Origin of the sequence: Parabacteroides sp. HGS0025, assembly GCF_000969845.1 — a bacterium.
Classification (GTDB): domain Bacteria; phylum Bacteroidota; class Bacteroidia; order Bacteroidales; family Tannerellaceae; genus Parabacteroides; species Parabacteroides gordonii.
Genome location: NZ_KQ033902.1, coordinates 2,210,169 through 2,228,993, shown reverse-complemented (window position 1 = coordinate 2,228,993; position 18,825 = coordinate 2,210,169). Strand labels below are relative to the sequence as shown.

The 18,825-nt window shown below is 49.7% G+C and carries 14 protein-coding genes; 12 read left to right on the top strand and 2 right to left on the bottom strand.

Features of this window, described 5'->3' with window-relative positions; all coding sequences use genetic code 11:
• Window positions 1-208: 208 nt before the first annotated feature.
• Window positions 209-607, bottom strand: coding sequence for a hypothetical protein (locus HMPREF1212_RS08450; RefSeq protein WP_081693370.1), 399 nt, complete (start codon window positions 605-607; stop codon window positions 209-211).
• Between the two features lie 45 nt (window positions 608-652).
• On the opposite strand from HMPREF1212_RS08450, the gene HMPREF1212_RS08445 reads away from it, so the two are divergent.
• The 10 genes from HMPREF1212_RS08445 to HMPREF1212_RS08400 all read left to right on the top strand — a co-directional run bounded on the left by HMPREF1212_RS08445 (window position 653) and on the right by HMPREF1212_RS08400 (window position 15,591).
• Window positions 653-3,889, top strand: a complete 3,237-nt coding sequence (locus tag HMPREF1212_RS08445) for a DUF4132 domain-containing protein (protein WP_046149056.1) — start codon at window positions 653-655, stop codon at window positions 3,887-3,889.
• A gap of 5 nt (window positions 3,890-3,894) precedes the next feature.
• Complete coding sequence (locus HMPREF1212_RS08440; RefSeq protein ID WP_046149055.1) at window positions 3,895-5,820, top strand: DUF4132 domain-containing protein; 1,926 nt, start codon at window positions 3,895-3,897, stop codon at window positions 5,818-5,820.
• Between the two features lie 44 nt (window positions 5,821-5,864).
• Window positions 5,865-6,977 (top strand): ATP-binding protein, encoded by a 1,113-nt coding sequence (locus HMPREF1212_RS08435; protein WP_046149054.1) that lies wholly within the window; start codon window positions 5,865-5,867, stop codon window positions 6,975-6,977.
• Entirely contained in the window at window positions 6,938-9,331 is a 2,394-nt protein-coding gene (locus tag HMPREF1212_RS08430) for a DUF5682 family protein (RefSeq protein ID WP_046149053.1), read from the top strand. Before HMPREF1212_RS08435 ends, HMPREF1212_RS08430 begins: the two co-directional genes overlap by 40 nt.
• On the top strand, window positions 9,316-10,452 hold the full coding sequence (locus HMPREF1212_RS08425) for a VWA domain-containing protein (RefSeq protein WP_046149052.1): 1,137 nt from the start codon (window positions 9,316-9,318) through the stop codon (window positions 10,450-10,452). Before HMPREF1212_RS08430 ends, HMPREF1212_RS08425 begins: the two co-directional genes overlap by 16 nt.
• Window positions 10,428-12,167, top strand: a complete 1,740-nt coding sequence (locus HMPREF1212_RS08420) for an SWIM zinc finger family protein (protein WP_046149051.1) — start codon at window positions 10,428-10,430, stop codon at window positions 12,165-12,167. The genes HMPREF1212_RS08425 and HMPREF1212_RS08420 overlap by 25 nt, the downstream gene beginning before the upstream one ends.
• A gap of 19 nt (window positions 12,168-12,186) precedes the next feature.
• Window positions 12,187-12,456 carry a hypothetical protein gene (locus HMPREF1212_RS08415; RefSeq protein WP_046149050.1) on the top strand — a complete coding sequence of 90 codons (270 nt, stop codon included), beginning with the start codon at window positions 12,187-12,189 and terminating at the stop codon, window positions 12,454-12,456.
• Between the two features lie 96 nt (window positions 12,457-12,552).
• Window positions 12,553-12,801: a hypothetical protein gene (locus tag HMPREF1212_RS08410; RefSeq protein WP_028728810.1), complete on the top strand. Its 249-nt coding sequence runs from the start codon at window positions 12,553-12,555 to the stop codon at window positions 12,799-12,801.
• Between the two features lie 2 nt (window positions 12,802-12,803).
• The gene (locus HMPREF1212_RS08405) at window positions 12,804-13,136 is read left to right on the top strand and encodes a type II toxin-antitoxin system RelE/ParE family toxin (protein WP_028728811.1); all 333 of its coding nucleotides are present in this window, start codon (window positions 12,804-12,806) and stop codon (window positions 13,134-13,136) included.
• A gap of 169 nt (window positions 13,137-13,305) precedes the next feature.
• Window positions 13,306-15,591 carry an NADP-dependent malic enzyme gene (locus HMPREF1212_RS08400; RefSeq protein WP_046149049.1) on the top strand — a complete coding sequence of 762 codons (2,286 nt, stop codon included), beginning with the start codon at window positions 13,306-13,308 and terminating at the stop codon, window positions 15,589-15,591.
• A gap of 82 nt (window positions 15,592-15,673) precedes the next feature.
• Here the strand turns inward: HMPREF1212_RS08400 and HMPREF1212_RS08395 are convergent, their stop codons facing one another.
• Window positions 15,674-16,081: an FKBP-type peptidyl-prolyl cis-trans isomerase gene (locus HMPREF1212_RS08395; RefSeq protein ID WP_028728813.1), complete on the bottom strand. Its 408-nt coding sequence runs from the start codon at window positions 16,079-16,081 to the stop codon at window positions 15,674-15,676.
• Between the two features lie 105 nt (window positions 16,082-16,186).
• Between HMPREF1212_RS08395 and HMPREF1212_RS08390 the strand changes: the two genes are divergently transcribed.
• Complete coding sequence (locus HMPREF1212_RS08390) at window positions 16,187-17,587, top strand: efflux transporter outer membrane subunit (protein WP_028728814.1); 1,401 nt, start codon at window positions 16,187-16,189, stop codon at window positions 17,585-17,587.
• Window positions 17,588-17,708: 121 nt separating this feature from the next.
• Window positions 17,709-18,824 (top strand): efflux RND transporter periplasmic adaptor subunit, encoded by a 1,116-nt coding sequence (locus HMPREF1212_RS08385; RefSeq protein WP_028728815.1) that lies wholly within the window; start codon window positions 17,709-17,711, stop codon window positions 18,822-18,824.
• The last annotated feature ends 1 nt before the right edge of the window (window position 18,825 follow it).

Sequence of the window (18,825 nt, the reverse complement as noted above, 5' to 3'; positions counted from 1 at the left end):
AGTATACTAATCCAAAGCCAGGCACCTTCTAATTGAAAGCACCGGACGTTTTATATTTTTGACCCAGGTCAAAAAGGTTTACTACCTAGGTCGAAAACGTTTACCACCTGGGTCAAAAACGTTTGTCACCCAGGTCGAAAAATTAAAAGTACGGGACGTTTGCATTAGCAGCAAGCACCCTTACGATTAGAAATAACGGATATTTTTATCAGAAGACAGGCGGGGCACGAAGAGAAAGCTTCCCTCTGACGGGAACCAGATAATCCGGATAGACCGGGATCTCTACTATTTCTGCGATTTGTTTTGCCTGGAAATCAAGTTGGTAAGCATGAACTGCACCATCTTCCACACTGATAGAGGTCAGTATATGGAACAGTTGAATTTCGGATAAAGAAGCATGATGGTGGCAAGCACCGCCCGACTTAGCTCCGAAAGGGTGGGAATGGACAATCGTCGTGCCGTGTTCGATGTGCACATGGATAAATAGAGTAATACTGCTATAATACGCGATGAAGATCACCGGTAGCAGCCACTTTAAATATTTAACCATCTTTTCTCTCACACCCATATTCCTTTGAGAACGCGCAAAGTTACAAATAATTTTCATACTTTTGCTTTTACGTTAAATCAAAGCAAACTTTAGAAAGACACCATGACAAAAGAACAAATGTTCGAACAGTGGACTAGGATCTATGAGCAAGGATACTATAAATGCACCTTCACCCCAAAAGTATATGAATATCTGGATGAGAAGATCGACCAAGCTCCCGAGGTGGTCATGTCGGGCCCGAAGATATATGCCGATTATGACGGTTGGCTTCTACATGAATTAAACGGGGAAAATGCGGAACTGGCACGCCGCATGCTGGTCATTATCTCGAAGATACGTCGCGACGGCCCTATCCATAAATGGGGAATGAAAGATGAATTGGAGATCTGCCTGCGCATCGGTTACGGCCACGATTTCAGGAACCTGATCAAAGAGTCGGTAAGCCGTCACAAAGCACAAGGCCCCGAGTTGTACGAGATAGCACAGATATTACTGAAATATTGTCCGGCCGACTCGGAAGCTTTTGCCGACCTGCTTCTCTCCGACAAACTAAAAGAACTGGAAGAACAGCGGAACAACACGCACGAGTTCTATCTGGCTTTATACCTGGCTATCCTGTTGCTGGAACAGGATGCGGAGAAATATGCCCGCTATCTGCCGGTACTGACCGTTTTAACGAACAGGTATTCCGGCCCGAGCTTCATATATATCCTGTATTTCAGCTATAAGTTCTCCCCCGAACTGAAAGAACGTCTGCTTCAATTGCTTAAAGATCCGATATCGGCCCGGGCACTGTTCTTCCATCTCAATCCGCATAAGATGCTGGCATTCCTGCAATCGATCGGGGCGCCACTGGCTGTTTATTATCAACTGATCCTGACCGAAGATAACGATCTAGACGCACCTTCCATGTTTCACGCACTGTACAAAGAGAACAAAGAGCTGTTCATGGAAGTCTACCGGATGCTGGCTGCAACGAAAACGATCCAGCAAGCGGCAAACAGCCTTTATCTGCTGGCAATCCTTTTGGAGAATGGCGAGGGAACGGAAGAGCTGGCAGCAAGCAAAGAACTACAGGCTCGTTGCATGCTGAATCTCCTGGGAAATCCACTAGGTAATACCGATAACCTAATCTCGGCAGCAATGAATGAATCCACCCCGCAAGCAACTTGGGAGAACCGCTTGAAGAATTGTGAAGACTTCGTTTGGGGATATGGAAGAAACAAACCGGTCTTACTGACCGGGGCTTTGGCGCTGTTGTACGAATGGTCGGAACTGTCCAAACGGTTTATCGATATCTTACTTACTCAGGTTCGCACAAGCAATACAATCAATAATCCGAGATATATAACCTATTTCTTCTTTGAGACACGTAAAAAATGGTTAGGCTATTCTCCCAAAAAGAGTATCCGGTTGTTACTGGATACTGCCAGCCAGTTCACCTATAGCCTGGTATTTAAAACCTATGCCTATAATCCCAACCGGATGCAAGGTATTCTGGAGCAAGAAGATATCACCAACAACCAGCCGCTCGCACTGGCACTCCTTAGCAGCGGCGAACTCTCGATCGAAGAGACACAGAACTGGCTCGACATGATCTACGGTACCTGCAAGATGAGCGACGTCAGCCCGTTGCTCGGACTACTCTCCAATAAGTCGAAGATACTCCGCAAGACAGCCGAAGAACTGATCAGCCTCAACGAAGAAACCATCCGCCCGTTACTGGAAGCGGAACGGCCTAAGATGAAAGGCGACGCATTGTCGGCCGCCAAACGGATCATCAAACGCTGGGACAACGAACGGAAGTTCGGTGCCGACTTTACCTTCACCAAAGAAACGGTGGTAGAGTTCTGTAACGATAATTACGATAAAGACAATGAGAAGTACATTGCCTGGATACCGGAAGATATGCTTCTCGACGTCCGCTTCGCCGATATGACGGAGAAAGCGCCTGTCGTAGTCATCCGTTATATCCTTTCCGAGTACCTCTGCCTCGAAGAGCCTTACAAGGTAAAGGCCTGCGATAAGATTGTAGAGCAGTTGCATGCTCCCGACTTCCAGCAAATGATGGAAAACATTTATCTCTTCTGGAAAGAGAACGGAGCAGAAGCCAAGAAGAAAATGATTATGGTACCGTATTGTATTTACGGTTCCGACACACAGATACTCCGGCTGAAAACGCAGTTGAAAGACTGGGCGGAAGCTTCTCGCGGAGCCATTGCCGCTTTCGTTGTCAACGCGATCGCGATGAACGGAGGAAGTGTGGCGCTGGTGATGATAGACGGTATCTCCGTCAAATTCCCCAACAACCAGGTAAAGAACGCAGCGAAGGCCGCCTTTACCTTCGCCGCCAAAGCCCTGGAAATACCGGAAGACGAGCTGTCGGATAAGATCGTCCCCACCCTGGGTTTCAACCAGGCAGGAGAAAAAGTGCTCGACTATGGCCCGCGTAACTTCACGGTTACCCTGATGCCGGACTTCTCGCTTTCCATCTTCGACAACGAGAAACAGAAAACGATCAAGTCGATGCCCTCCCCCGGAGCCAACGACGACGAGGTGAAAGCGACAGCCGCCAAGAAAGAGTTCTCCGAACTAAAGAAACAGATCAAAGCGACCGTGCAGTCGCAAACCAACCGGCTGGAAAAGGTTTTGATGAACGGACGCCGCTGGACGGTAACGTCATGGAACAAGCTCTTTGTAGAGAACCCGATCATGCACCGTTTTGCAACCGGACTGATATGGGGCGTGTACGATGGCGACAAGCTAACCGGCACGTTCCGTTATATGGAAGACGGCACGTTCAACACCGTAGATGAGGAAGAATATACCTTGCCCGAACAGGCCAGTATCACCCTCGTCCACCCTATCGAACTGCCGGAAGATGTCCTTTCGGGATGGAAAGAACAACTCGACGATTACGAAATTGTACAACCGATCCCGCAACTAACCGCCCCTATAATTGTTTTAGAAGAAAAAGATACAAACGGCAACAAGATAACCCGTTACAACGGCTCGATCATCAAATCGGGAAAGATCAGCGGTATGGCGAAGAAACATAACATGGTTCGCGGGGAAGTATGGGATGCCGGCAGCTACACTTGTTTCCACCTGGTGGACAAGTACCTGAACATGGCCGCCCAGCTCAACTTCGAATATATGTATATGGGACAGGAGTACAACGATGACGTAACGCTGGGTGATGTCGTTCTGTATTGTATGGGAGAAGATCAAACGACCGACGACGAGCCGAAAAGTAACGTGATCCTCTCCCCTGAAAGTGTTCCCGCCCGCTTCCTTTGCAGCGTGCTGGGTATTTTTGAAGTATTGAAAGAAGAATAATATATATGATGAAGCAACAACCGGAATTAACAGCATTGTTCGACACCTATTGCGAAGCACATACCGCATCCGACTGGCAACTACTTAAATCGATAGAGGCAGTACCGATCAACGAACTGATCAGCGAAAACAAACAGGCGGCGTATGATTACCTGTACAGCGACATACCGCTTAAAAAGAAACTGTTCTGGCTGAATAAGCTGTTTTTCGATTGCGGCTTCGATGACTATAAGCAATTGCTGGGACTGCTGAAGGAAGAATCCAAGTGGATACGCAGGGTGATCGAAAAGATCATACTCGACAAGGAAAAGAAAACCCGTAAGATATTGGAGAAACTGCTTCCGGAACTGGACGAAGATACGCAGAACTGGGCACGGCAGATGTTCAGTTACTGGGATGACACACGTCCCTCGGCCAAAAGGATCAAAATTAAAGACAAGAAAGCAGCCCTCGATTATTCGAGCAAGCATATCGAGCTGTACCGTACCCAGCAGATAGCCTGGGTGCCACCTAGGCCTTACACAATGATCCACTGGGCCAACGAGACAAACGCCGACGAATACGTACCACGCCATGTGATCCGGTTCATTCTCAGTGAATACATGACGGCCATTCAACCGATACGTCTCTACGCCTGCGACGCGATTGCCGCTCATTTGGAAGAGAAAGAGTGGCAGGCCGCCCTGGAAACGCTTCTCCAGTTCTGGCTGTCCGATGGTGCGGAAGCAAATAAAAGAGCGATCCTGATGCCCTATTGCATATACGCATCGGAACATCAGATCCACCAGCTTCATACTATACTGAAATCATGGGTGAATGCCAACCGTAAACTCCTTGCAGGATATACGTTGAGTGTTCTCGGAATAAAGGCCACTCCTGCCGCCCTCCAACTGCTCAACTATTGGATGGTACTAGGAACCAATACGATGTACAGACGCGAAGCCTGGAAAGCATTCAAACAAATTGCCACGGAAAGAGGACTGTCCACCGAAGAACTGGCCGACCAGTCCATTCCGTCTTTCGGCTTTAACCGGCAGTCGGAAAAGGTTGTGGACTATGATACCCGTACCTTCCACGTGACATTGCTGCCGGACTTCAGCCTGTCAGTTGTAGAAAGTGAAACGAAGAAAATAAGCAAATCGCTTCCCGCCCCCTCTAAGTCCAAAGGTGATAACCGGGAGAAAGCGGAAGCGGCCCGCGAGGAAATGGCCGACATGAAGAAAATAGTGAAACGGCAAACCCGTGTCCAGAGGAAACGGATGGAGATGGCTTTGAGGAACGGACGCACCTGGACGAAAGAGGCTTGGATAGCTACCTTTATCGATAATCCGTTCATGCGCTACCTGTCGCCCGGTCTTATCTGGGGAGTATATAAGGACGGGCAGTTGCAGGAGTCGTTCCGTTACCTGGAAGACGGTTCCTTCACAACGGCAAACGATGAGGTATTTACGCTTCCCGAAGAAGCCGTTATCTCGCTGGTACATCCTATGGAACTGACCGACGAAGTATTGGCTAAATGGAAACAGCAACTGGACGATTACGAGATCGTTCCTTTCATTCCTCAACTGAGTACGCCCATACGCCGCATAGACAGTATTCAAATGCAGGAAGATGCCATCACCCATTATTCCGGCCGGAATGTTTCTATCAGTAATATATATGATACGACAAACCCCGATATTAATTACTGGACAGACAGCCAGACCATTTATATCATCGACAGGTCTATGAACGTTCTGGTACAGCTTTCTTATACACTGGAAGAAAGCAACTGCTTCCTGCAGGAGTTGTATTTCTCTCCGCTGGAAGAAGGGGAAGACTCCAGTACCGTACAATTGCCCAAGACGGAACGGTTGCCGATATCTTCTGTCCCGGAACGGTTCATCAGCTATATCCTGGATTTACTGATCACGGCCTTTAACCTGGAATAACATCCGTCTAAACAGAAAACAAATACAAGCCTATACATTAATATATGGATAACAAAATACAGAAACCGTTGATGGAGATGCGGTATGCCGACGAGCTTGCCGCACTCCGCAAACAAGATACGGGAGCCAAGCCAGCCAACTGGCAGCTCTCTCCCCGTGCCGTCCGTGCCTTTATCCTCGGCCAAAGCGAACCGATAGAGCTGGACGGACGGATGATCAAAATCACTCCGAAGTTCTTTGGCGACGATGCCCTGGTAGAACGTTCCATCATCACCCTGGCCGGCAACCGGGGATTAATGCTGGTAGGCGAACCGGGTACGGCAAAGACCATGTTGAGCGAACTCCTGTCGGCTGCGATCTGCGGCATCAGTACCAATACGGTACAAGGTACGGCAGGCACCAGCGAAGACAATATCAAATATTCCTGGAACTACGCCCTTCTGCTGGCTAAAGGCCCGGTAAAAGAAGCACTTGTCCCCTCTCCCGTTTATATCGGGATGAAGCGGGGGCTCATCACACGCTTTGAAGAGATCACCCGTTGCCCGCTCGAGATACAGGACAGCCTGATCAGTATCATGAGCGACCGGGTACTGAATATCCCCGAACTGGGGGAAGAAGGTTTACTTTTCGCCTCTTCCGGCTTTAATGTGATAGCGACCGCCAACACCCGCGACAAAGGGATCAACGAAATGAGTAGCGCCCTGAAACGCCGTTTTAACTTTGAAACGGTCGAACCGATACGCAGTGTGGCACTCGAAAGCCGTATCATCACCGACCAGTGCGAAGGGATGTTTGCCGCCAACGGACTGGAGATGCCTGTACAGGAAGAGGTTGTCGATATACTGGCTTCCACCTTCAACGAATTACGCAACGGGACTTCTTTCGAGAAAGCCAAGATACAGAAAGTATCGGGTGTGATGAGCACCGCCGAAGCAGTATCCGTTTATTACCAGTCGGCCTTGGATGCCTATTATTACGGAGACGGTACGGTGAGCATGCGTTCACTGGTACAAAACCTGCTGGGTGCCGTGATGAAAGAAAACAAAGACGACTTACCCAAACTGAAAGATTACTTCAACGGCGTAGTCCGGCTAAAAGCCGAAAGACAAGGAGGAAGATGGAAGGAATATTACGACAACCGGACCTGGCTAAAATAGACCGCCTCTTCCGGGCCAGCTTCAATACCGACGGACAGGTGGTGTACTTTCCGGTACGTCACCACTCCCCTGCCTGTGCGTTGTACCTGCAACGTACGATCGGGGAATACTGTCCCGACCTGATCCTGATCGAAGGGCCGTCTGACTCGGCAAAGTTACTTCCTTACATTGCCGACGAACAGTCGGTTCCGCCTTTCTGTATCTATTACAGCTACGACGATAAAGAGGGGAAAGTGAGCGAGGAGAAAGAAAAGTACCGTGCCTATTACCCTTTCCTGTCGTATTCGCCGGAGCTGGTGGCTATCCGGGAAGGGGCACGCTGCAACACACCGGTTCGTTTTATCGACCTGCCGTATGCGCTGCGCCTGACCAACAAGGTCGAGGAAGAACCGCAGACACAGTTCTACTACAATGAAAACAAGGAATACGAGGTAAACACCTATACGGCCATGATTGCCCGTAAAGCCGGATGCCGCAGCTTCGCGGAGTTCTGGGAAAGCCGCTTCGAGCTGAATGCCGGAACAACAGAGACAGACGCTTTCGTCCGCAACCTGTTCCACCTCGGTTACTTCATGCGGCTGGCAACTCCCGACAATGAAACCTCCCTGAAAGAAGACCGCCAGCGGGAAACCTATATGGCGGATGAGATACGGAAAGCGCTTCCCCTACATAAAAAGATATTGGTAGTAGCCGGAGCTTTCCACATTGCCGGATTAATGGAAGCAATGCAATCGGATAAGAAATTATCGCTTAAAACAATCAACCCCGAACATATCGCTTCCTACCTGATGCCTTATACATTTAAGGAAGCCGACAGTAAAAGCGGGTATGCCGCCGGTATGCCTTTCCCGGCTTTCTACCAGGAAGTATGGGAAAAGACGGAGAAACAAAAGAAAGACCCGTTCGGCTCGACCGTTCTCGAATACATCATAAAGACAGCCCGTTATGCCCGCAAAACGCAGATAATCTCATTGCCCGACGAGATCAATGCCCTGAACATGGCTCGTTCGCTGGCGGTGTTGCGGGGAAAGCAGAGCGCCGGCGTATACGAACTGCTGGATGGCGTGCGAAGCTGTTTCGTGAAAGGCGACCTGAATGCCACCTCGACATTCGAGATCGATTTCCTTTACCGTCTCCTCTCCGGTATGGGTGCCGGAAAGATTGCGGATAACGACTGCATCCCGCCGGTGGTACGGGAGTTCCGTGCCTTATGTTCGCTTCACCGGCTGAAAACATCGACGATCGAACGGCAGGAAGTGACGCTCGACATTATCAAGAACCCGGCTCATTACCGGAAAAGCCGTTTCCTTCATCAGATGGAGTTTCTGGAAACAGGCTTCGCCGCCCTTCAGTCGGGCCCCGATTATGTGAACCAGAAGAATAAGAACCTGGTACGCGAGCAGTGGATATGCCGTTACGGCACAGGCGTTGAAACACGCCTTATCGACCTGTCTGTCTACGGGGCGACCTTGTCGCAGGTGTGTAATTCGCTGATCGAAAAGAACTTCAAAGACAGTATGACGGCCGAAGAATTGGGCAAGCTGTTGCTATCCGTACAAGTGATGGGGATAGAAGGCTTTTATCTCCAGTACGAAGACCATACCCGGCTGGTGGTGGAGAGCGAAGGTAATTTCACCAGCCTTTGCAAACTGATCAACAGCCTACTGTATCTCGCCAACATGCAACAACTGATGGATGGAGAGATCCACCCGGTTATCCCCGAACTGGCACGGCTCGCTTTTAAAGGGGCTGTCGTATTGATCCCGCTCCTGAAAAGCACGACGGAGGAGGAAGAACAGGAGATTTGCGAACAGATGCGCAACCTTTACAGTTTTGCGATGGATGAGAAACAGTGGTTCGACACCGAAGCTTTCCTGTCTGCCGTAGAGAAGGTGTTAAACGACAGTTTCAGCAACAGCCGCCTGTTCGGGCTATGCCTTGCCATTCAGTATAAGGAAGGGCGGACGGAACAGACAGCGTTCTGCCAACAGATAGCCGCTTACCTGGAAAGCAGCATCACCCATCCGGAACAGGCTGCTTCTTTTATCTGCGGACTGTTCCTGATTGCCCGCGACGTATTGTTCGCCGACCCGCGTATCCTGGAAGTGATAGACCGGGTCATAGCCAATGCCGACCAAGAAACTTTCCTGACCATCCTGCCGAACCTGCGATATGCCTTTACCGGATTTCTTCCGGCGGAGATCAGCCGCCTGGGACAACAGGTGGCGGAGTATCACCAGGTATCGGAAGCCCGGTTGACGGGAAGTATCACTGTCTCGCAACAGGAAATTGCTGAAGCCATGCGTCTCGATACGCTGGCGGCCGAAGCACTTAAAACATGGAGGATCGTATAATGGACAACCCCGAAATAGTAAACCGCTGGCGGCTCATCCTGGGCGACTTCGCCGAAAACAGCCTTCCCCTCGATCCGGAAAGCGGAGAGTTGGACAACACGCTTTATTTCCTCTACAACCGGGAATACACCGATGAGCAGGGAATACGCAACGATTTCCCGAACCGGGCCGGACGTGGCGGTTCCATGCTGACCGTCCCGGGATGGCTGAAGAAAGTAAAGAAACTGTTCCCTAAAAAGACAGTCGAGATCATGCAGAAGCAGGCACTGGATAAATACAACCTGACCCAACTCCTGACCGACGAGTCTGTCCTGAGCCAACTGGAACCGAATATCGGTTTACTGAAGAATATCCTGACCTTCCGCAATATGATGCCGGAGCATGTCCGGAAACTGGCTTACTCGATCGTCGAGGAAGTAATCAAAGAGATACAAAAGAAACTGGAGATAAACGTACGGAAAGCCTTCTACGGAAAGAAACTGCCGCACACCAATTCCTCTTACAAGATATTCAGGAACTTCGACTTTAAGCAAACCATAGAAAAGAACCTGAAGAATTACAGCCCGGAACATGGCACGATCATCCCCGACCGCCTGTATTTCAATCAGAACGTACGCCGCTACAATCCCTGGCACATCGTAATCCTGGTAGACGAAAGCGGTAGTATGCTCGACTCGGTGATCTATACGGCGGTTATGGCATCCATCTTTGCCAAAATGCCGTTCCTCTCGGTCAAGCTGGCGATATTCGATACATCGGTAGTCGACCTGAGCGAGCATCTCGACGACCCGGTCGGCATCCTGATGAAAGTACAGCTGGGAGGAGGAACCGATATTCACAAGGCGTTGGAATATGGCAAGAGACTGATAACCGCCCCCCAGAAAACAATTGTTGTGCTGGTCAGCGACCTGTACGACGGGAACAATTACAGTTATATGTTCCGCTCCTGCCGCGACATTATTGAAGCGGGAAGCCGACTGTTCGTATTGCCTGCCCTCGACTACTCCGGCACTCCCTGTTATGATGTCCGTGCTGCCCGCAGCATTGCCGGCATGGGTGCCGATGTAGCCGCCATAACCCCTGAAGAATTAGCCGAATGGATAGGAAAGATTATATCATAAACGGAAACGGATGCCACGCATCCGCCGGACAGTTCATCCCCTTTGCCAACGAAGCCTTTCTGGTGACGCTGGCAAACAAAGGATTATATAAACGTGCCCTGAAAGATCTGGAAACGACCGGACAGGTCGAGTTAACCGTTACTGACGGCCGGTTGCAGATCCGGTTGGACGAAATAACCGTCAGCCTCGATCCGAATGTCGCCCAAAGCACATGCAGCTGTCCTTCCAAAACGGTATGTAAGCATATCCTGATGGGCATACTCGTTGCTGCCGGTTGCGCATCGTCCGAAAGCGAGACCGCACCTGCCGGCAGTGAGGATGTCTCACCCGATACGACACCGGAACCACCGTCGTCCGAAGCCTGGAAAGAGTTGAAGAACGTCGACCTGGCACAACTCCGCAAACAAGCCGGCAAGAAGTTGTTTGAAGACACCTTGCGTCTTATCCAGGACGGCTGGACGGCCGATTTCACAGAAGGCGATATACTCGAAGCGACGATCAACACCGAAAGCATCACCGTCTACTTCCCCAAAGAGGACAGCCTGAACCGTGCCGTCTGCAAATGCGGCGAAAGCGGCCTGTGCAAACATAAACTGATCGCTATCCTGTCGTACCTGAGCTTGCAGGGGACATTATCTTCCGACACTGACGGTAGCCAACCGGAGCTGTCTTTACTGACGGAAGATACGCTGAACGTATTGAAGGGAGCTTCCCGTTTCATCATCGGGATATTGGAGAAAGGCCTGATCAGCTGCGGGGAGAATGAAGCGGAAACAGCTATCCAGTATTCCATCCGGCTGGAGACATGCGGGATCGGTAACCTGGCACGATTGTTCCGCTCGCTGTCGTCCGACATAGAGAACATGCTGGTCAAACACGTCGGTTTCCAGCCTTTGACCACCTTTGCCACCTTATCGCGGTTGCACAACACGATCACGCTGATCTTACGGAACACGCAAAACAATGAGATGCTCAGCCGGCTGATCGAAGGAACCCGGTCGGATTACTATACGACTCCGGTCGGCCATTTCACCGGCCTGGGGGCCTACCCGTGGCAAACCCGTTCGGGCTATTTCGGTATTACGGCCTACTTCTTTTATCACGAAAAACAGAGCATCTGCACGTTGACATCCAGTATGGCCGACTATTACGAACATACACAGTCTTTAGTCACGCCCGAAAACCTGAACAGGCAACTGGAAATGCAGAGTTTCTGGAATAACAGTGCTTCACTGGCGCGTTTATCCTCTTCAACATTGGTTCTGCGTAACTTCAAACTCAACAGGCAGCAGCGTCTCTCCTCCTCTACCCAGACACAGTGCGAGATAGAAAATAAAGTAACGATCAGCGGACTGGACGCATTACTCGCGATCCCCGAATTGTCGGATCCGACCCTGCGACCGGAAGAACGGTACGATTATTTCCGTAAGAAACAACCGGAGCAATTGGCTTTGGTTCCGTTCACCCATCTGTCGGAAGTCTATTTCGATCCGTCCGAACAGAAACTTTACTTTACCGCGATAAATGAACAGGTTGAAGCCAAAGGTTCCCTGGCATACAGCGAACTCAACCGGAACGCCATCCGCAAACTCGAACAGCTGGGCGGACGGTATGCCGAAGTAAAGCAACGGTATATGGTCTGCCTGAAACGGCCGGACACCTTGATCCCCGTCAGCCTGATTACCGCTTCCGGAGTCGATAATTTCTATTTCTAATCCATCAAAGCTGCATACGATGATACTAAAAGACCTACTTTCCGAACTGGAACTCCTGCTTTCCGACATCGCCTTTTCCGGATTGCGCAATATCCAACCGGTCACTCTCCAGAAACTGGATGACCTCAAACACTGGATGGCCGAACTGAATATGACCGAAGCGATCCGCCTCACCGATCGCTTTATCGACTCGGTCTACAGCTGGCAAGCCGGACAAACCGGAATCGATACGGTAGCAAACCATCTTTGTGCATTGGAGTTTTATGAGAAGAATATGGTGAATAGTTGAATTTGCTGCTTAGCTCTTTCGCTACTCCGCATCCCCCACGTTCCAATATTTTTATTACCTTTGCTTTCGGAATTCTAAAGAAGAAAGGAGAACAGCATGACAACAATGGAACTCGAAGCCTACAAAGCCGAACTGGCACGCGAAATACTGACCACCGATAATTGGCACGTACTGGACGAAGTGAAGCGAGTATTAGGCAAAATACGAAAACAATCGCAGGCGGAAGAAGCCAAAAGTAAGTTGAAAAGCGAATTAAGAGAGGCTCTTCAGGAAGTGAAAGATGCAGAAAAAAATAAAGTTAGTATGAGCACAATGGAGGATCTTTACGCCGAATTGGAGGATTAAGCATGAATATAACCATTGTACCTAGTAAGGTTTTTATCAGAAAGGCAAAACTGCTAGCTAAAAAACATCGTACACTGATTTCAGATTTAAAGAAACTGGAAGAAGAACTAAAAGAGAATCCGGATATAGGTATCGATTTAGGTAATGGATTGCGTAAAGTACGGATGAGCATAACAGCTAAAGGTAAAGGCAAAAGCGGTGGAGCACGAGTTATCACCTATACTGCAATAGCAAGTGTGGAAGATAAACGGATTACGTTACTTACCATTTATGACAAATCAGAACAATCAACTATCTCTGATCAAGAATTAAGACGATTGATAGCAGAACTGTAAAAGTTTGATATTTACAAAGCGGAGTATTAGCAAAAAGTTTGCAGTCCAACAGCAGGAAACCCAATTTAACACCAACTATTTGTAAGCAGTCGGCATCATATATCTAATAATTTGTTACTTTTGTAGGCGATTTTAAAACACATACAAAAATCTACTAACATATAAGTCTATGGCAAAGATAACAAAAGAGGAAGCACTTCGGTATCACTCCGAAGGCAAGCCCGGAAAAATTGAAGTAATACCAACTAAACCTTATAGTACTCAAACAGATTTATCGCTGGCTTACTCTCCCGGAGTTGCTGAGCCTTGCCTTGAAATAGAAAAGAATCCGCTTGATGCCTATAAATATACATCGAAAGGCAATCTGGTCGCCGTTATCTCCAATGGTACGGCTGTTCTGGGTCTTGGTAATATCGGAGCGTTGGCCGGTAAACCGGTTATGGAAGGAAAAGGCCTGTTGTTTAAGATATTCGCAGGAATCGATGTGTTCGACATTGAAGTAGACCAGAAGAACCCGGAGAAATTTATCGAAACGGTAAAAGCGATCGCGCCTACCTTCGGCGGTATCAACCTGGAAGATATCAAAGCACCGGAATGTTTCGAGATCGAACAACGCCTGAAGGCTGAACTCGATATCCCGGTCATGCATGACGACCAGCACGGTACAGCTATCATCTCCGCAGCAGGTCTGATCAATGCGCTTGAAATAGCCGGCAAGAAAATCGAAGAGGTAAAAATCGTTGTGAACGGCGCCGGTGCCGCTTCCATCTCCTGTACCAAGTTATATGTGATGCTGGGAGCCCGCAAGGAAAACATTATCATGTGCGACAGTAAGGGAGTGATCTCCACCAGCCGTACCGACCTGAACGAGTCGAAGAAAGAATTCGCTACAACAAGAGATATAAAGACACTGGAAGAAGCTGTTGTCGGAACAGATGTATTCCTGGGATTATCCGTTGCCGACGTGCTGACACAGGAAATGGTTCGCACCATGAACGAGAACCCGATCGTTTTCGCCCTGGCAAACCCGAACCCGGAAATCTCTTTTGCGAATGCAATGGCTTCCCGCGAGGACATCATCTTTGCGACCGGACGCTCGGATTATCCGAACCAGATCAATAACGTATTAGGTTTCCCCTATATCTTCCGCGGTGCATTGGATACACATGCCAAGGCCATCAATGAAGAAATGAAGCTGGCTGCCGTACATGCCATCGCCGAACTGGCCAAAGAGCCGGTGCCCGATGTGGTCAATGCCGCATACAAGTTGAAACGCACTACTTTCGGACGCGATTATATCCTGCCGAAAGCCCTCGACCCACGTTTGCTGACACGTGTATCTGTGGCAGTGGCCAAAGCTGCGATCGAGTCGGGTGTTTCCCGCAAGACGATCACCGACTGGGACGGTTATGCCAACCATCTGCGTGAAATGATGGGCTACGACAATAAGCTGCTCCGCTCCTTCACCGACATGGCAAAGGCCAATCCGAAACGGGTGGTATTTGCCGAAGCCAACCATGTGAACATGCTGAAAGCTGCCGTTGAAGCGAAAGCCGAAGGTATCTGCTACCCGATCCTGCTGGGTAACGAAGAACGTCTGGAGAAACTCGCCGCAGAAGAAAACCTGAGCCTCGAAGGTATCGAGATCGTCAACCTGCGTCACGACCGTGAAGAAGAACGTCGCGACCGTTATGCCCGCATCCTTTCCGAAAAGAGGGCACGCGAAGGGGTCACTTTCTCGGAAGCACGCGAAAAGATGGTAGGCCGCAACGCCTTCGGTATGATGATGGTGGCAACAGGCGATGCAGATGCGTTTGTGACAGGTGTTTACAGCCGTTACTCGGAAGTAACGAAGCTGGCGGAAGAAATTATCGGTATCCGTCCGACATACAAGCATTTCGGTGCGATGAACATTATGAGTTGCAAGAAAGGTACTTTCTTCATTTCCGATACGCTGATCAACCGTCATCCATCTACGGAAGTGTTGATCGACATCGCCCGTCTTACACACGATGCCGTGAAGTTCTTCGCACATGATCCGGTGATAGCGATGTTGTCTTACTCAAACTTCGGTTCCGATAAGCAAGGCAGTCCGCTGAAAGTACACGATGCGATCGATTATCTGCACAAGAACCATCCGGAGATCGTGATCGACGGAGAAATGCAGGTAAACTTCGCACTCGACAAGAAGCTGCGTGATGACATGTATCCATTCAACAAACTGAAAGGAAAAGATGTCAACGTACTGGTATTCCCCAACTTAAGCTCGGCTAACAGTGCCTACAAATTACTGGACAACCTGGGCATCACCGAAACGATCGGCCCGATCCAAATGGGATTGAACAAACCGATCCACTTCACCGACGTGGAAAGCTCTACCCGCGACATTGTCAACCTGACAACCGTTGCCGTTGTAGATGCCATCGTACAGGAACAGATCGACAAGGGAGAATAATTTCCCCTTAAACAATAATAAAGAAAGCCGGAACATGATAAGCAAAGATCATTGTTCCGGCTTTCTTTTTATTTTGCACCAACTAAGCAATCCCCAATAACTCCACCTCAAAGACCAGTGTCGAGAATGCCGGGATAGGCCCCGACGGACGGTTGCCATATCCCAGGGTATACGGAATATATACGATCCATTTATCCCCTACATGCATTTGCTGAAGCGCTTGTTGCCAGCCTTCTATCACCTGGTTCAGGCGGAAAGCCTCGGGGCAGCTGCGTTTCCAGGAGTTATCGAATTCGCGTCCATTGATCAACGTACCGCGGTAATGGACAGTGACAACACTGCTCAGTTGGGGCGAAACAGTACCCGTTCCCCGCTCCAATACCTTATATAATACGCCACACGGCAGCTTTGAAACTCCTTCCTGTGAGGCCGTTTCTTCCAGGAACAGCAGGTTTTGTTCCTTATATTCCTCTTTCTTATTTTTAGCCATATTTCCTTATTATTGTTTTTCTTAATTCGCAAAGATAAATCTTTAAATGGAGAACAATTCACCTTTCCGACTGTTCTTTAATGGCTAAATCTAAACAAGTAAATTATGCACATAAGTACATGGTGTTATACTATGCTCTGCCTGCTCTTTCCACTGACGCTATTTGGACAGACGGAGCATAAGTACCTCGATCACGCATTGCCGGAAGCGTGGCAGGAAACCGACAGCAATTTCCAACAGACTCTCCCCGTTGAAGATAACTGGTGGAGAAACTTTAACGATCCGGTACTGGACTCCCTGATCGATGTAGCCGTGAAGCAGAACTATTCTGTGCAGATGGCTGCCGATCGTATCGCGATGGCGAAAGCCAACCTGCGCAGCGAACAAGGCAGCTACGCGCCTACCTTCGGACTCTCGGCCGGATGGAACCGCCAACAGACGAGCGGCAACACCAGCAGCCTGCCACAAACAACGACGCAATACGCCGACGCCGCCCTCTCCATGAGCTGGGAAATAGACGTGTTCGGCAGTATACGCAACCGGGTGAAGGCACAGAAGGAAAACTTTGCAGCCTCGAAAGAAGAATACAACGCCGTCATGGTTTCCCTGTGCGCACAAGTGGCTACCGCTTATATCAACCTGCGGGAGATGCAACAGGAAATGCAGGTGGTGACGCAAAACTGCCTTTCGCAACAAGCCGTTGTAGAGATCACGAAGAAACGGTATGAAACCGGACTCGTCTCCAAGCTGGATGTGGCACAGGCGCAATCGGTTTACTACAGTACCAAAGCTTCGTTACCCTCATTGGAAGCCGGCATTATCCAATACACCAACTCGCTGGCTATCTTGATGGGATTATATCCCCAGGATGTGAAATACCTGATGGATGCACCCCGCCCGCTACCGGATTATATCGAAACGGTGGGGATCGGCATTCCCGCCAACCTGCTGCTCCGTCGTCCGGATATCCGTTCCGCCGAACGCCAGGTAAACGCACAGGCGGCCAGCCTGGGTGCTTCCAAATCCGATTGGTGGCCGCAGGTCTTTGTCAAAGGTTCGATCGGGTTTGCTTCCCACGACATCGACAAGATAGCCAATCACAACAGCCTGACGTACGAGATCGCCCCGGCTATCTCCTGGAACTTCTTTCAGGGCGGTAAACTGGCGCAGGCCACCCGGCTCGCCAAAGCGCAACTGGACGAAACAGTCCGCCAGTTCAACCAGACCGTCCTGACCTCGGTACAGGAAGTGGACAATGCGATGAGCGCTTACAAGAACTCGATCAAACAGATCGTCGCCCTTCGCGAAGTGGTCAACCAGGGACAGCAAACCCTCGACCTCTCGCTCGACCTTTATAAACAGGGACTGACACCGTTCCAGAACGTACTGGATGCACAACGCTCCTTGCTATCGTACGAAAATCAGCTTACGCAAGCCAAAGGAAGTTCTTTGCTTTATCTGATCAAGCTGTATCAGGCACTCGGTGGCGGCTGGAGTGAGGAGTGACAAACTGTGCACTGCCTACTGCACAAATGTGCCACTACGAGTGCACAAAAGTGCGACTACTATGGCACAGTTGTGCACCCGTAGTGGCACAGCATAACCTATTAAACTAAAAAATGACAATATGAATACAACAATTAAATTCGCCCTGATCGCCCTGGCCACCCTTCTGCTGGCCTCGTGTAAAGGGAAAAAGCAGCCGGCCGAAACGCCTGCGCCTTCCATCAGCGTAGCAACGCCGGAGGTAAAAGATATCACATTGACGAAAGATTATCCGGGCTATCTAAGTTCGGAACTGATGGTCAACCTCGTTGCCCGTGTAAACGGCTATCTTCAGACTTCGCACCTCAAAGCAGGCAGCAAAGTCAGGAAAGGCGACCTCATCTTCGTAATCGAACCGGATACTTATAAGGATAATGTAACGCAAGCCGAAGCTGCACTCAAAACAGCCCAGGCACAACTGGATTATGCCCGCAGCAATTACGAACGGATGAAAGAAGCCGCCAAAAGCGGAGCTGTCAGCCAGATACAGGTCTTACAGGCTCAATCGACCACCAGCGAAATGGAAGCTTCCGTACGAAATGCCGAGGCCGAACTGAACACGGCCCGAACCAACCTGAGCTACTGTTACATCCGCGCCCCGTTCGACGGGAAAATAACTCGTGCCAGCTACGACATCGGCAATTACATCAACGGAAGTGTGCAACCCGTCACGCTGGCTACCTTATATAAGGATGATTTAATGTACGCCAACTTCAACATCGAAGACAACCAGTTCATGAAGATGATGATCACAGCCGCTCAAAACGACTCAACCGTGAAACTGCCGGAGACCGTCTCCGTACATCTGGGAGAAAGCGGACGGCAGAACTATACAGGCCGGCTGGATTATTTTTCCCCTAACGTCGACCTCTCCACCGGGACGCTGAATGTACGCGCCAACCTGGATAACCCGCACGGAGAACTGAAAAGCGGGCTATACGTCACCATCACCCTTCCGTACAGCGAAAAGAAAGATGCTATCCTGGTGCGCGACGCTTCCATCGGAACCGACCAGCTGGGTAAGTTCCTGTATATCGTCAACGATTCCAACATCGTACGGTACCGTCATATCGAACCCGGACAGTTGGTCGGCGATACCCTTCGCCAGATCGTCAGCGGGCTCGCTCCCAACGAACGTTACGTCACCACCGCCTTATTGAAAGTGCGCGACGGAATGACTATTAAGCCTATAAAATAAG

Excerpts from the sequence above, each read along its gene's own strand:
- HMPREF1212_RS08395 (WP_028728813.1), bottom strand. The coding sequence starts at position 16,081 with ATGGCTAAAAATAAGAAAGAGGAATATAAGGAACAAAACCTGCTGTTC.
- HMPREF1212_RS08415 (WP_046149050.1), top strand. The coding sequence starts at position 12,187 with ATGATACTAAAAGACCTACTTTCCGAACTGGAACTCCTGCTTTCCGAC.
- HMPREF1212_RS08385 (WP_028728815.1), top strand. The coding sequence starts at position 17,709 with ATGAATACAACAATTAAATTCGCCCTGATCGCCCTGGCCACCCTTCTG.
- HMPREF1212_RS08420 (WP_046149051.1), top strand. The coding sequence starts at position 10,428 with ATGGATAGGAAAGATTATATCATAAACGGAAACGGATGCCACGCATCC.
- HMPREF1212_RS08445 (WP_046149056.1), top strand. The coding sequence starts at position 653 with ATGACAAAAGAACAAATGTTCGAACAGTGGACTAGGATCTATGAGCAA.
- HMPREF1212_RS08440 (WP_046149055.1), top strand. The coding sequence starts at position 3,895 with ATGATGAAGCAACAACCGGAATTAACAGCATTGTTCGACACCTATTGC.
- HMPREF1212_RS08410 (WP_028728810.1), top strand. The coding sequence starts at position 12,553 with ATGACAACAATGGAACTCGAAGCCTACAAAGCCGAACTGGCACGCGAA.
- HMPREF1212_RS08390 (WP_028728814.1), top strand. The coding sequence starts at position 16,187 with ATGCACATAAGTACATGGTGTTATACTATGCTCTGCCTGCTCTTTCCA.
- HMPREF1212_RS08400 (WP_046149049.1), top strand. The coding sequence starts at position 13,306 with ATGGCAAAGATAACAAAAGAGGAAGCACTTCGGTATCACTCCGAAGGC.
- HMPREF1212_RS08425 (WP_046149052.1), top strand. The coding sequence starts at position 9,316 with ATGGAGGATCGTATAATGGACAACCCCGAAATAGTAAACCGCTGGCGG.
- HMPREF1212_RS08435 (WP_046149054.1), top strand. The coding sequence starts at position 5,865 with ATGGATAACAAAATACAGAAACCGTTGATGGAGATGCGGTATGCCGAC.
- HMPREF1212_RS08430 (WP_046149053.1), top strand. The coding sequence starts at position 6,938 with ATGGAAGGAATATTACGACAACCGGACCTGGCTAAAATAGACCGCCTC.
- HMPREF1212_RS08405 (WP_028728811.1), top strand. The coding sequence starts at position 12,804 with ATGAATATAACCATTGTACCTAGTAAGGTTTTTATCAGAAAGGCAAAA.
- HMPREF1212_RS08450 (WP_081693370.1), bottom strand. The coding sequence starts at position 607 with ATGAAAATTATTTGTAACTTTGCGCGTTCTCAAAGGAATATGGGTGTG.